A 12,840-nucleotide genomic window follows, 5' to 3' on the forward strand; every position below is an offset into this window, starting at 1 on the left:
ACGGGCGGCCCTGACCGGGGGCCGCCGTCGAGCCGGCCGCCGTGGTCCCCCGGAAGCCACGGGTCTACCCTGTACCCATGACCCCCGAGTCCGCGTCCGCCTCCCGCCCTGCCGACCGCGTGCGACGGACGATGCGGAAGCATGCGCCGACCGGGGCCGCCCAGGCCCTCGACGAGGCCTCGGACCGCGCCGAGGAGGTCACCCGCCATCCCTGGTTCCGGAAGGCCGCCCGTGTCGGCCATGTCGCGAACGGGATCCTGCACATCCTCATCGGCCTGATCGCCTGGAGCCTGGCCTTCGGGTCGGCACCCCAGGACGCGGACCAGTCCGGCGCGATCCAGCTGCTGACCACCAGCCCGCTGGGCGTCGGCCTGGTCTGGCTGTGCGCCGCCGGCTGTGTCCTGCTGGGCCTGTGGTACCTCAGTGAGGCGATCTGGGACCGCCGCTCCGCCCTCGACGGGGTCAAGGACGCGGGCAAGGCCGTCGTCTACGTGGCGATCGGGGTGATGTTCACCGTCGCGGCGCTCGGCGGGCGACAGGACTCCGGGGAGTCCACCAGCTCGGCTTCGGCCGCGCTCATGTCCCATCCGGTCGGTGCCGTGCTGCTGGTCGTGGCCGGACTGGTCATCATCGGCATCGGCGGATACCACGTGTACTCGGGGGTGACCCAGCGGTTCATGAAGGACCTGCGCTCCTCGAGCCGGCGTGAGGTCTCCCGCGCGATCCGCGTGACGGGCACCATCGGGTACGTCGCCAAGGGCATCGTGCTCGCCCTGGTGGGGCTGCTGTTCGTGGTCGCCACGCTCCAGCGGGACCCCGAGGACGCGACCGGGATGGACGGCGCCCTCAAGGCCCTGCTGGACCAGCCGCTGGGCCCCGTGCTCCTGGCCTGCATCGGCGTCGGGCTGATGCTCTTCGGCGTCTTCGCCTGCATGCGTTCCCGCTACGAGGCCTAGGGCACGGCCCCAGCCGGGCCAGGGGCGGCGACCGGCGACCGACGACCGACGACCGACGACCGACGACCGACCATTGTCGCAACCGTTGCGCCGTGCCTAACGTGGCGTGCATCACATCCCCTCGCACGGTCCGAGGGCTGCGGCGTCTCCGCTTCACCCCGCCGCCCGGCCGGGCCTGCTCGTCTCCCAGGAGCGCTCCATGGGCAGTGTTGGTCTGCTGTACGTGGGGGCGGTGTTGTTCATCAACGGCCTGATGCTGCTGGGGCTCGTCCCCGGCAAGGCCGCCGCCCCCATGAACTTCTTCGTCGGCATCATGCAGGTGGTGTTTCCCACCATCCTGCTCGTCCAGGCCGAGGGTGACCCCGCGGCCATCCTCGCCGCCTCCGGTCTCTACCTCTTCGGCTTCACCTACCTCTACGTCGGCCTCAACCTCACCTTCGGTCTCGACGGCGAGGGCGTGGGGTGGTTCTCCCTGTTCGTGGCCGCCATCGCCGTGGTGATGGGCATCCTCCAGTTCACCGTCGTGGCAGACCCCGTCTTCGGGGTCATCTGGCTCCTCTGGGCCGTGCTCTGGCTCATGTTCTTCCTGCTGCTGGGACTCCGGCGGGAGTCCCTCACCGCGGCCACCGGGTGGTTCACGGCCATCATCGCGCACCTCACGGCCACCATCCCCGCCGTACTGCTGCTCATGGGCGAGTACCGCAGCACGTGGACGTGGGCCACGATCCTGGCCGTGGCCGGCGTCGTCGCCCTGGTCCTGTCGTTCCTGCTCGGCCGGCGCGGTCCGCTCAGGACGCCCCCCGAGCTGCAGGACACCGGACCGGACCACACCCTGCGCGGCCCGGCGGACAGTGACCCGCGGGACGGGGGGAGGCGCCGTGCCGCTGTATGAGTTCCGCTGCCCGGAGGGCACCGTCCTGGAAGCGTCCTACAGCATGACCTCCGTGCCCGATGCGGTGGACTGCCCGGACTGCGGGGCTCCCGCGGCCCGGCGCATCACCTCCGTGCGGCTCTCCCGGGCCGGTTCCGCCGCCTACCGGCTCATCGAGTCGTCCCAACGCAGCGCGGCCGAACCAGAGGTGGTCACGGCACTGCCCGCGGCCGGCCGCAAACCGCGCGAGGGCCCCCGGTACACCGGCAATCCCCTGCACCGGAAGCTGCCCCGGCCCTGACCCTGACCCCAGTGCAGCGGTACCGGCGCCCGGCGCCCGCCGACCCGCGCGCCGCGCCCCTCCTCGACGCGTCACGCCGGCGCCACCCTCCCCCGCTCTCCCTTCCCACTCTCGTTACCGTTCTCGTTCCCACAGCAAAGGATCCGTCACCATGCCCGACAACATCTTTCCCCTCGACTCGGCCAAGTCCTTCGAGGACCAGGAGAAGCTCGGCCACAACCGCTGGCACCCGGAGATCCCCCCGGTCGCCACCGTCAAGCCGGGTGACACCTTCCGGGTCGACTGCCGCGAGTGGTTCGACGGCGCCATCGTCAACGACGACTCCGCCGAGGACATCCTCAACGCGCCGCTGCTCACCGTGCACAAGCTCTCGGGCCCCTTCGCCGTCGAGGGAGCCCAGCCCGGCGACCTGCTGATCGTGGACATCCTCGACGTCGGCCCGATCCCCCAGGAGGACAGCGGCCCGCTGGCCGGCCAGGGCTGGGGGTACACCGGCATCTTCTCCCGGAACAACGGCGGTGGGTTCCTGACCGACCAGTTCCCGGACGCCTACAAGGCCATCTGGGACTTCAACGGCCAGATCGCCACCTCCCGGCACGTCCCGGAGGTCCGCTTCGAGGGCCTCATCCACCCCGGCCTCATGGGCACGGCGCCCTCGGCCGAGCTGCTGGCCAAGTGGAACAAGCGCGAGGGCGACCTGATCGCCACCGACCCGAACCGCGTGCCCCCGCTCGCCCTGCCGCCCGAGGCCGAGCACGCCGTGCTCGGCGGGCTGGACCGGGGCGAGTGGCAGCGCGTCGGCTCGGAGGCCGCCCGGACGGCACCACCGCGCGAGAACGGCGGCAACCAGGACATCAAGAACCTGTCCAAGGGCACCCGGGTGTTCTACCCGGTGTTCGTGGACGGCGCCAACCTGTCCATGGGCGATCTGCACTTCTCCCAGGGCGACGGGGAGATCACGTTCTGCGGCGCGATCGAGATGGGCGGGTTCATGGACCTGCACGTCGACCTCATCAAGGGCGGCATGGAGACCTACGGGGTCAAGGAGAACGCCATCTTCATGCCGGGCCGGGTGGATCCCCGGTTCAGTGAGTGGATCGCGTTCTCCGGGACCTCGGTGACGCTGGACGGCGAGCAGCGTTACCTGGACTCGCACCTGTCCTACCAGCGCGCCTGCCTGCACGCGATCGACTACCTGGTGAAGTTCGGCTACTCCCCCGAGCAGGCGTACCTGCTGCTGGGTGCGGCCCCGATCGAGGGCCGGCTCTCCGGAGTGGTGGACATCCCGAACTCGTGCTCCACCGTCTACATCCCGACCGCGATCTTCGACTTCGACGTGCGGCCCAGCGCCAGCGGACCACACCAGGTCGATCCGGGGATCGGCGCCCCGAAGGCGGCCAACGCCTGATCACAGCACGAACTGAGGGCAGGGACGGGCGACCGTCCCTGCCCGCACGTTGCAGGGTGCACCGTCCGCTCAGTCGACCTGCAGCTCGCCCATCCGGTCCCAGCCCTCACCCTCGACCTGGCGGCTGAGGATCCTCGGGGTGGCGGCCAGCACGGGGCGCATCGCCTCCAGGCCCGCCGTGAAGTGCTCCGAGGACACGTGCGCCTCCCCGGCGCCGTCCTTGAACGCCTCGACGAGGACGAACTCGTGTGGGTCCTCCACGCTGCGGGACCACTCGAACCACAGGTTGCCCTCCTCGGCACGCGTGGCCCGCGTGTAGTCACGGACGCGATCCATGAAACCGTCCACGTGCTCGGGCTTGACCTGGAATTTCACGACGATGAAGATCATGGCCCCACCCTAGCGGCGGCCCGGGGAGGTCAGTCGCCACGCAGCGAGGGGGTGGCCCGCACCTCGATGACCGGGCAGGTGTCCATGACCACGTCCAGCCCGGCGGCCGCCGCGCGCTCCGCCGCCAACTCGTCGATGACCCCGAGCTGCAGCCACACGGCACGTGCGCCGACCTCGATCGCCTGGTCCACGATCGCCCCGACCTTGTGGGAGTTGACGAAGCAGTCCACCACGTCGATGGTCCCGGGCACATCCGCCAGGGTGCGGTACCCGGTCTCCCCGTGCACCTCCTGGGCCCCGAGGTTCACCGGGATGATCTCCATGCCCAGCTCGTCCCGCAGGAATCTCGAGACCCCGACGGCGGCCCGGCGCGGGTTGGGCGTGAGTCCGACGACGGCCCAGCGGGCTCCCCGGTCGGTCAGCAGCCGGCGGATGGTCGCCGGGTCATTGGTGTGTCCCATGGCTTCACGGTACCCCTGTGAGCGCGGACACATGCTGGGTAGACTCCGGGCCTGTGAGACCGGGCACGCGCGGCATCCGGGGCGCTCGCCACCGCGATGCCGGACACCGGCCGTCCCGCCCCCACCTGTGATCCCTGCCCCCCACCCCCAGGAGGACTGACCCATGACGACCGAGGCACCGCAGGACGTGCAGGCCGGCCCGGACCTGCCCGAGGCACTGCGCCACGCGCGGCACTACATCGATGGCGGCTGGGCCGCCGCGACGTCCGGATCCGGCCGGATCGAGGTCCTGGACCCGGCCACCGGCGAGGCCATCGGGTCGATCCCGGACGGCAGCCCGTCCGACGTCGACGCGGCCGTGGAGGCCGCCCACCGCGCCTTCGTCGACGGCCGGTGGTCCAGGCTCCCCGGCAGGGAGCGCTCGCGCGTGCTGATGCGGGTGGCCGACCTGATCCGGGAGCGGGCCGACGAGATCGCCCGGGTGGAGAGCCTGGACGTCGGCAAGCCCATCAGCCTCGCCCGTGCCGTGGACGTCACCACGGCGGCCGACACCTACGAGTACGCCGCCTCGTTAGCCCAGCACCTGGACGGGGCGGTCCGCCGCACCCCTCTGCCGGCCCACGCCTACACCCAGCGGGAGCCCCTCGGGGTCATCGCGGCCACCACGCCGTTCAACTTCCCGCTGATCCTGTCCACCTCCAAGATCGCCGTCGCCCTGGCCGCGGGGAACACGGTGGTCCACAAGCCGGCGGAGGAGACCCCCTTCTCGGCGCTGCTGATGGCTGAGCTGCTCACCGAGGCGGGCGTCCCGGACGGGGTCTACAACGTGGTCACCGGTTACGGTTCGACGATCGGTGACGCCCTCAACGGGCACCCCCGGGTCGCCAAGGTGGCCTTCACCGGTTCCACCCAGGTCGGGGCGCACGTCGCCGAGCTGGCCGGCCGCAGCCTGCGGCCCGTCACTGCCGAACTGGGCGGCAACGCGGCGAACATCGTCTTCGCCGATGCCGACCTCGGCAAGGCGGTGGAGACCGCCATCTCGGCCTTCGTCTTCAACACCGGCCAGTTCTGCATGGGTGGACCGCGGCTCCTCGTCGAGCGGCCGGTCTACGACCAGGTCCTCGAGGCCCTCGCGGGCGCTGTCCCGCACGTGCCCTTCGGTGACCCGCGGGACCCGGGCACGGTGATCGGCCCGCTGGCCACCCGCCGCCAGTTCGAGAAGGTGCGCGAGGCCGTGGATCAGGCCCGGTCCAGCGGCGCGCGCGTCGTGGTGGGTGGAGAGGCAGCCGAGATCGACGGCGGGTTCTTCTACCGTCCGACGGTCCTGGCCGACGTCGACAATGCGGCCGACGCCGTCCAGCAGGAGATCTTCGGTCCGGTGCTGACGGTCCAGCCGTTCGACACGGAGCAGGAGGCCGTCGACCTGGCCAACAGCACGGACTTCGGCCTCGCGGCCGGGATCCAGACCGGGGACATCTCGCGCGCCCACCGGGTGGCGGATGCGCTGGAGGCCGGGATCGTCTGGGTCAACGCCTGGGGCCTGCTGGACCCGTCCATGCCGTTCGGGGGCGTCAAGGCCTCTGGCTGGGGCCGGGAGAACGGGCCCGAGCAACTGGCGGAGTACACCCGGACCAAGTCGGTCATCATCGCCCTGGACCCGGCCCCCGCCACCGAGCGGTCGGCGGGGAGGTCATGAGCACCGCCGCCCAGGCAGCCGTCACGGGGCCCGGTCGTGCCCGCTCCGCCGTGCACGAGATCGGACAGGACGTCGTGCTGAGACGCCGGGCACGGCTGGTTGCCCGGGCAACGGCGGGGCCTCGCGGCTCGTCCGCTACCGTCCGGTGTCCGCGTCCGGAAGCACACCCAGCCGGATGAGCCGGCGCCGGGCCGCCTGTTCCGAGGGGCCCGGCCCGGACAGGGCCGCGCCCACCACGGCCAGGGTGGCGCGGCCGCCGGCACGGGTCAGCCGCGACACCGGTGTGGCGCGCAGGCCGAGCAGGTCCCGGTAGCGGGCCGGCAGGGTGTCCACGACCGCGGTGAAGAGCGCCCGGTAGCCCCAGCCGAGCTGGCCGGGCAGCGGCGGGTTCCGCAGGAACCCGAGGACCTCGGTGACCCGGTCCCCGCCGGCCAGCTCGCCGGCGTCGTCGAAGGCCTGCAGCCGGTCCTTGAGCTGCTGGCGGGTGGTCGGCGGGTCCTGCACGCCCATGAGTGATCCGGCGACGGACCACTCACGGACGTAGTCATCCGCCCCGCCGGCGGTCGGCACGGGGCCGATGAAGTCCTCGTGCGCGGCCAGGAAGGCGTCCGTGAAGGCCAGGTGCACCCATTCGGCCAGGTGCGGGGCGTTGGCGGAGTACCGCCGTTCCTCCCCCGCCCCGTCCTCATACCGCCCCCGCACCGGCACGTGCAGCCGGCGGACCTCGGCGCAGGCCTGACGGGCCGCGCCGGTGGAACCGTAGGTGACGGAGAAGATCCAGCGGATGGTCCCCGCGAGCCGTTGCAGCGGGTCGGCCCGGTAGTCCGAGTGCTCGGCCACCCCGGCGAGCGCACCGGGGTGCAGCGCCTGGACCAGCAGGGCGCGGATGCCTGCCGCCACGGTGGACATCGACCCGTGGACCGCCCAGGTTGCCGAGTCGTGGGCGAAGTACCCGGCGTCATCACCCTGTTCGAGGTCCAGTTGCCACTGCGGGACTCCCGCGTCACGTTCACCGGAGAAGGTGTGGACCAGGTCCGAGCGCATCCTGGACAGCAACCGGCCCGGCAGGATGGCCGCGGGGTCCGGTGCCTTCATGACGCCGACTGTACGGCAGCCCGGGCCACCACGGGGCACCGACGGTCCGGCCTCCGTCTCCGGGATGACCCGGAGCGGGCCCGGATTCACCCCGCAGGTTGACCCCGTGCGGGACACGCGGCCACTACATTGGAGGGCATCGCTGCAGGTCGGCTCCCGTCCGGCTGGCCATTGCCTGCCGCCCGACCCAGGGAGACAATCAGCGTGAGCAACCCGGCCAGCACCGGTACCGGCGGACCCGCCACGGAGGAGGACACCATCCAGGACCTCCCCGGCGCAGGCTCACCCGCGGACCCCCACGCCGCCACCCCCGCCGGCTCACGGACTCCTCGGGTCGGCTCCCCTGCCGCCGCGGTGGCCGGTGGAGCGGAGCACCCCGACGTGCGCCGTCGTCACCACCTGCGCCGGCGCGGACTGGGGGCGATCGCCCGCCCGGACGACGAGGCCCTCGCCGCCCGCGGCCTGGACGAGTCCGCCGTCGCGGAGCGGATCGGCAAGGGGCTGACCAACCGCCAGCCCCGGGACACCTCCCGCTCGATCTGGAAGATCCTGCGCGTCCACGTCCTGACGATGTTCAACCTGGCCATCGGCGCCTGCGCGGTGGCGATCATCGTGCTGGGCCGCTGGTTCGACCTGGTGTTCTGCCTCGCGGCCGTGGCCAACGTGATCATCGGCGTGGTCCAGGAGTACTCGGCCAAGCGCAAGCTGGACCAGATCGCCCTGCTGCACCAGGACGCCGCCCACGTCATGCGCTCCGGCGAGCGGCAGGAGGTGCGACTGGAGGACATCGTCCTGGACGACGCCGTGGTGCTGCGGCGCGGGGACCAGGTCCCGGCGGACGGGGTGATGCTGAGGGCGGACGGCCTGGACATCGACGAGTCCATGCTGACCGGGGAGTCCGATCCGGTGGGCAAGCTGCCCGGGGACGTGGTGCTCTCCGGTTCGGCCGTGCTCTCCGGGCACGGGGTGTTCCGCGTCTCGGCCGTCGGCGCGGACTCGCACGCCTCGCAGCTCGCGATCGAGGCCCGCACGTTCTCCAAGATCCCCTCGGAGCTGCGTGGGGCCCTGGACACGGTCGCCACGTGGCTCACCATCGCCCTGGTGCCGATCGTGGCGATCATCCTCAACGGCCAGGTCCAGGCGATCGGCGGCTGGACGTACGCGGTGCAGAACAACGCGATCGAGCCCGCGGTCGTGGCCTCCGTCGCCGCGATCACCTCGATGATCCCCCAGGGGCTGGCCCTGATGACCACGATCTCCTTCGCGGTGGCCGCGCTGAAGCTGGCCCAGGACCAGGTCCTGATCCAGGAACAGCCGGCGGTGGAGATCCTGGCCCGGGTGGACACCGTCTGCCTGGACAAGACCGGCACGCTCACCGAGGGGCGCGTCGTCTTCGACGGGGTCACCGACCTCTCCGCCTCCCGCCAGGTGCACGACGACGGCGCCCGCGTCCTGGCCTGGTTCGGCGCCGACGTGAATGCCAACCCCACGGCCCTGGCCCTGCGCGAGGCCTTCCCGCACGTCCCCGAGGAGGCGCCCTCGGCGCAGGTGCCCTTCTCCTCCGCCCGGCGCTGGTCCGCCGTCGCCTTCGGTCCCGGGGGCGGCGCCCGCCCCCCGAGACACGGTTCCGCCCCGCACGGGGCGTGGGTCCTGGGCGCCCCGGAGGCACTGCTCGACGGGAACTGCTCCGAGGGAACGGACACCCACCGGATCGAGGCCCTCTGCCAGGAGACGACGGACCGGGGGCTGCGCACCATGCTGCTCTGCCGGTCGGACACTCCGGTGGCGCCCGGTGCGTGGTTCGGGACCGGGGGGCCGACGTCGGGACCGGGCCCCGGGCCCGCCACCGACACCGGGCCCGCCACCGGGACCGGCAACGGCCGCCGGACCGGTGAGCGACTGCCCCGGGGGCTGGTCCCGGTGGCGTTGCTGACCTTCCGGGAGAAGGTCCGCGACGACGCCCACGAGACCCTCGAGTACTTCCGCGCCCAGGGCGTGGAGCTGAAGATCATCTCGGGGGACAACCCGCGCACCGTGGCCGCGGTCGCGCGCGAGGTCGGGATGACGCTGCACGGGGACGGTTACGACGCCCGGCACCTGCCCGAGGACGACGATCGACGACGGGAGGTCCTGGACACCCACTCCGTGTTCGGCCGGGTCACCCCCGACCAGAAGAAGGGCATGGTCAAGGCCCTGCAGGACGCCGGGCACGTGGTGGCGATGACCGGGGACGGCATCAATGACGCCCTGGCCCTGAAGTCCGCGGACCTGGGCATCGCCATGGGCAACGGCGCCCCGGCCACCAAGGCCGTGTCCCGCCTGGTGCTGCTGGACAGCCGTTTCTCCCGGTTGCCGGCCGTGCTGGCCGAGGGGCGTCAGGTGATCGCCAACATCGAGCAACTGGCCCACCTGTACCTGACCAAGACCGCCTACGCCGTGCTGTTCGGCGTGGTGTTCTCGCTGCTGGCCTGGCAGTACCCGCTGCTGCCGCGGCAGGCCTCCACCGTGGACTTCCTGATGATCGGGCTGCCCACGTTCTTCCTGGCCCTGGCCCCCAACCAGCGCCGTTACGTCCCGGGGTTCCTCGGCCGCGCCCTGCGCTTCGCCATCCCCTCCGGGGTGGTCATCCTCGTGGGCCTGCTGGCCGTGAACGGTTATGCCCGCTGGTTCACGGAGGAGGTCTCGGTCCGGCAGGTCCAGACCGCCTCGGTCATCACGCTGACCCTGATGGGCCTGTGGGTGCTCAACCTCATCTCCCGGCCGATGACCCGGTGGAAGCTGGTGCTGGTCGGTTCCATGTACGTGCTGCTGTTCCTGGTCCTCACGGTCCCGGCCTCTCAGGAGTTCCACCAGTTCGAGTACCCGCCCACGGACCTCACCGTGACCGCCGTGGCGACCGGCGCGGTGGCCTGCGTCCTGCTCGAGGGCATCCACCAGGTCCACCGGTCCTGGCTCCACCGCTCGGGGACCCACCGGGCGATGTCCGGGACCGTGGGCCCGACCGGCTGAGAGAGCATGGGGGCCACCCATGGTGGTGGGGTCGTCGCGGCCCGTGGTCGAATGGTCGGGCGGCCCCCTCCGGGGCCGTAGAGCCCCTCCACCTCCCACGGAGTCACGATGCCCCTTGCACCCCCAGAGCGAACCGCCGACGTCCTCGTGATCGGCGGTGGCAACGCCGGGATCTCCCTGGCCGCCCGGCTGCACCGCAAGGGCATCGCGGACATCGCCGTCGTGGAACCCAAGTCCACGCACCACTACCGGCCGATGCTGTCCTACGTGGGCGCCGGGCTGAGGACCACGCGCCAGATGTCCCGTCCCCAGCACCGCGTGATGCCCCGCGGTGTGCGATGGGTGCAGGACAGCGTCCGGGCCCTGGACCCGGTGGCACGGACCGCCACCCTGTCCTCGGGCGAGCGCCTCGGCTACCGGGACGTCGTGATCTGCGCGGGCTCGGCCCCGGACTGGGATCACGTGCCCGGCAGCGCCGAGGCAGTGGCCGGCCCGCACGCCTCCACGAACTACACCGTGGAGCTGGCCCCCAAGACCTGGGAGCTGATCCGCGCACTGCGCCGCGGACGGGCGCTGTTCACCATCCCGGACGGCCCGGCCCCCACCCCGCAGATCGGGCAGAAGATCCTCTACCTCGCCTGTGACTACTGGCAGCGCCAGGGCGTGCTGCAGGACATCGAGGTGACCCTGCTGACGCCCACCGGGACCCTGTTCGGCCAGCCGGACGTGGACCGGGTCCTGCAGCCATGGGTGGATCGCTACGGGATCACGGTCCTGACGGACGCGCACGTGCGCTCCATCGACGCCGGCGCCCGCCGGCTGCACGCCACGGTCGACGGGACGCCCCGTGACCTGCCCTACGACCTGCTGCACCACTCCCCGGTCCACGCGGCACCGGCCTGGATCGCCGAGGCCGGACTGGGCACCGCTGCGGGCGGGGAGGCCACGGCGGGCGGGGAGGCCTCAGCGGGACGGGGCACGACCGCGGCCGGCTACGCGGACGTGGATCCGCACACCCTGCGCCACCGGCGGGTGCCCACCGTGTGGGCCTGCGGGGACGCGGCGGCCCTGCAGACCACCTCATCCGGGGGCGGGCTGCGCCACCAGACCAAGGTCCTCGCCGCGAACCTGCTGGCCACCCGGGAGGGCCGCGAACCCACCGCCCGGTACGACGGCTACACCGTGACACCCGTGACCGTGCAGCGGGGGCGGGCGGTCTTCGCCGAGTACGACCGGGACAACGAGCTGGCGCCCAGCATCCCCGGTGTCCCGCTGCTGGGCCCGAGCCGCGTCCTGTGGTTCCTCGACCTCGAGTTCCTCCCGAAGGATTACTGGAACGTCATCCTCAGGGGTTTCTAGGGCGCGACAGCGTGACGACACACGACTGAGCAGTAGGTCTGCCCGCCGATAGACTCGGCCTCGATCAGGACTGGTCCGTCGGCCATGGAGCAGACGACCATTCGGCCCTCTCCTACGAAGGAGCTCTCATGGCAGCACCCAGCCCCGGTTATTCCATCACCCTGCAGGTCAAGGCCCCCGCGTCCTTCACCGCGACCTCCGACCTGACCGCAGAGGTGGCCGCCTCCGGTGCTGCCATCACCGGCCTGGACGTGGTGGAGTCCCACCACGAGTACATGATCGTCGCCGTCAGCTGCAACACCATCGACGCCGGTCACGCCGAGCGCGTGCGCCAGGCCCTGGACGCCCTGGACGGGACCGAGGTCCTGGAACTCTCGGACCAGACGTTCCAGCTGCACGAGGGCGGGAAGATCGAGACCACCCTGCGGGTGCCGCTGCGCACCCGCGACGACCTCTCCCGGGCCTACACCCCGGGCGTGGCCCGGGTCTGCCAGGCCATCGCGAAGGACAAGGACCTGGCCCGTCAGTACACCGTCAAGAAGAACACGGTCGCCGTGGTCACCGACGGCACCGCGGTGCTGGGCCTGGGGGACATCGGCCCCGAGGCCGCGATGCCCGTGATGGAGGGCAAGGCCGCCCTGTTCAAGCAGTTCGCCGGCGTCGACGCCTGGCCGGTGGCCCTGGACACCAAGGACACCGAGGAGATCATCTCCATCGTCAAGGCCATCGCCCCGGCCTACGGCGGCATCAACCTCGAGGACATCTCCGCCCCGCGCTGCTTCGAGATCGAGGCCCGCCTGCGCGAGGAACTGGACATCCCGGTGTTCCACGACGACCAGCACGGCACCGCCATCGTGGTACAGGCCGCGCTGACCAACGCCCTGAAGCTGACCGGCAAGAAGATCGAGGACGTGCGCATCGTCGTCTCCGGCGTCGGCGCCGCCGGCACCGCGATCATCCGCCTGCTGATGGCCTCGGGCGCCCGCCACATCGTGGCCGCCGGCCGGGCCGGGGTGATCGAGCGCGGCTCCACGCACACGGACTCCAACCGCCAGTGGCTGGCCGACAACACCAACGCCGGCTCCTTCTCGGGCACGCTCAAGGAGGCCGTGGTCGGGGCCGACGTGTTCATCGGCGTCTCCGCCCCGAACCTGCTGGACGAGGCGGACATCGCCGCCATGAACGACGGGGCCATGGTCTTCGCCATGTCCAACCCGGACCCCGAGGTCGACCCCGCCGCGGCCTCCAAGCACGCCGCCGTGGTGGCCACCGCCGGTCGGACTCCCGAAACCAG

The 12,840-nt window shown here is 71.8% G+C and carries 11 protein-coding genes; 8 read left to right on the forward strand and 3 right to left on the reverse strand.

Features of this window, described 5'->3' with window-relative positions; genetic code table 11:
* Positions 1-77: 77 nt before the first annotated feature.
* The 4 genes from GGQ69_RS15095 (at position 78) to fmdA (ending at position 3,536) form a co-directional block, all read left to right on the forward strand.
* Positions 78-956: a DUF1206 domain-containing protein gene (locus tag GGQ69_RS15095; RefSeq protein WP_183530020.1), complete on the forward strand. Its 879-nt coding sequence runs from the start codon at positions 78-80 to the stop codon at positions 954-956.
* A 199-nt stretch (positions 957-1,155) separates the two neighbouring features.
* Complete coding sequence (locus tag GGQ69_RS15100; protein ID WP_183530022.1) at positions 1,156-1,848, forward strand: AmiS/UreI family transporter; 693 nt, start codon at positions 1,156-1,158, stop codon at positions 1,846-1,848.
* Entirely contained in the window at positions 1,835-2,128 is a 294-nt protein-coding gene (locus GGQ69_RS15105; protein WP_010143900.1) for an FmdB family zinc ribbon protein, read from the forward strand. The genes GGQ69_RS15100 and GGQ69_RS15105 overlap by 14 nt, the downstream gene beginning before the upstream one ends.
* 151 nt (positions 2,129-2,279) lie before the next feature.
* Positions 2,280-3,536, forward strand: coding sequence for a formamidase (fmdA, locus tag GGQ69_RS15110; protein ID WP_183530024.1), 1,257 nt, complete (start codon positions 2,280-2,282; stop codon positions 3,534-3,536).
* 69 nt (positions 3,537-3,605) lie between these two features.
* On the opposite strand, the gene GGQ69_RS15115 is transcribed toward fmdA, so the two are convergent.
* Both GGQ69_RS15115 and GGQ69_RS15120 read right to left on the reverse strand, forming a co-directional pair.
* Positions 3,606-3,926, reverse strand: a complete 321-nt coding sequence (locus GGQ69_RS15115) for a putative quinol monooxygenase (protein WP_183530025.1) — start codon at positions 3,924-3,926, stop codon at positions 3,606-3,608.
* A gap of 29 nt (positions 3,927-3,955) precedes the next feature.
* Positions 3,956-4,387: a CoA-binding protein gene (locus GGQ69_RS15120; RefSeq protein WP_183530027.1), complete on the reverse strand. Its 432-nt coding sequence runs from the start codon at positions 4,385-4,387 to the stop codon at positions 3,956-3,958.
* Between the two features lie 163 nt (positions 4,388-4,550).
* Here GGQ69_RS15120 and GGQ69_RS15125 point away from each other — a divergent pair, with 163 nt between their 5' ends.
* Complete coding sequence (locus GGQ69_RS15125) at positions 4,551-6,083, forward strand: aldehyde dehydrogenase (protein ID WP_183530029.1); 1,533 nt, start codon at positions 4,551-4,553, stop codon at positions 6,081-6,083.
* A 135-nt stretch (positions 6,084-6,218) separates the two neighbouring features.
* Here the strand turns inward: GGQ69_RS15125 and GGQ69_RS15130 are convergent, their stop codons facing one another.
* Complete coding sequence (locus tag GGQ69_RS15130; protein WP_183530031.1) at positions 6,219-7,178, reverse strand: oxygenase MpaB family protein; 960 nt, start codon at positions 7,176-7,178, stop codon at positions 6,219-6,221.
* 204 nt (positions 7,179-7,382) lie between these two features.
* Here GGQ69_RS15130 and GGQ69_RS15135 point away from each other — a divergent pair, with 204 nt between their 5' ends.
* The 3 genes from GGQ69_RS15135 to GGQ69_RS15145 all read left to right on the forward strand — a co-directional run.
* A complete protein-coding gene (locus GGQ69_RS15135) occupies positions 7,383-10,187 on the forward strand; it encodes an HAD-IC family P-type ATPase (protein WP_183530033.1) in 2,805 nt (934 codons plus the stop codon).
* Between the two features lie 108 nt (positions 10,188-10,295).
* Positions 10,296-11,546, forward strand: a complete 1,251-nt coding sequence (locus GGQ69_RS15140; protein ID WP_221243857.1) for an NAD(P)/FAD-dependent oxidoreductase — start codon at positions 10,296-10,298, stop codon at positions 11,544-11,546.
* A 128-nt stretch (positions 11,547-11,674) separates the two neighbouring features.
* Positions 11,675-12,840: NAD-dependent malic enzyme (locus GGQ69_RS15145; protein WP_183530035.1), on the forward strand; the 1,166-nt coding region annotated here is incomplete at its 3' end.

It is taken from the genome of Micrococcus sp. TA1, from assembly GCF_014199555.1.
Taxonomy (GTDB): Bacteria; Actinomycetota; Actinomycetes; order Actinomycetales; family Micrococcaceae; genus Citricoccus.

Bases quoted from the DNA above. Each gene is read 5' to 3' on its own strand.
- GGQ69_RS15095 (WP_183530020.1), top strand. From the start codon at position 78: ATGACCCCCGAGTCCGCGTCCGCCTCCCGCCCTGCCGACCGCGTGCGA.
- GGQ69_RS15100 (WP_183530022.1), top strand. From the start codon at position 1,156: ATGGGCAGTGTTGGTCTGCTGTACGTGGGGGCGGTGTTGTTCATCAAC.
- fmdA (WP_183530024.1), top strand. From the start codon at position 2,280: ATGCCCGACAACATCTTTCCCCTCGACTCGGCCAAGTCCTTCGAGGAC.
- GGQ69_RS15115 (WP_183530025.1), bottom strand. From the start codon at position 3,926: ATGATCTTCATCGTCGTGAAATTCCAGGTCAAGCCCGAGCACGTGGAC.
- GGQ69_RS15120 (WP_183530027.1), bottom strand. From the start codon at position 4,387: ATGGGACACACCAATGACCCGGCGACCATCCGCCGGCTGCTGACCGAC.
- GGQ69_RS15125 (WP_183530029.1), top strand. From the start codon at position 4,551: ATGACGACCGAGGCACCGCAGGACGTGCAGGCCGGCCCGGACCTGCCC.
- GGQ69_RS15130 (WP_183530031.1), bottom strand. From the start codon at position 7,178: ATGAAGGCACCGGACCCCGCGGCCATCCTGCCGGGCCGGTTGCTGTCC.
- GGQ69_RS15140 (WP_221243857.1), top strand. From the start codon at position 10,296: ATGCCCCTTGCACCCCCAGAGCGAACCGCCGACGTCCTCGTGATCGGC.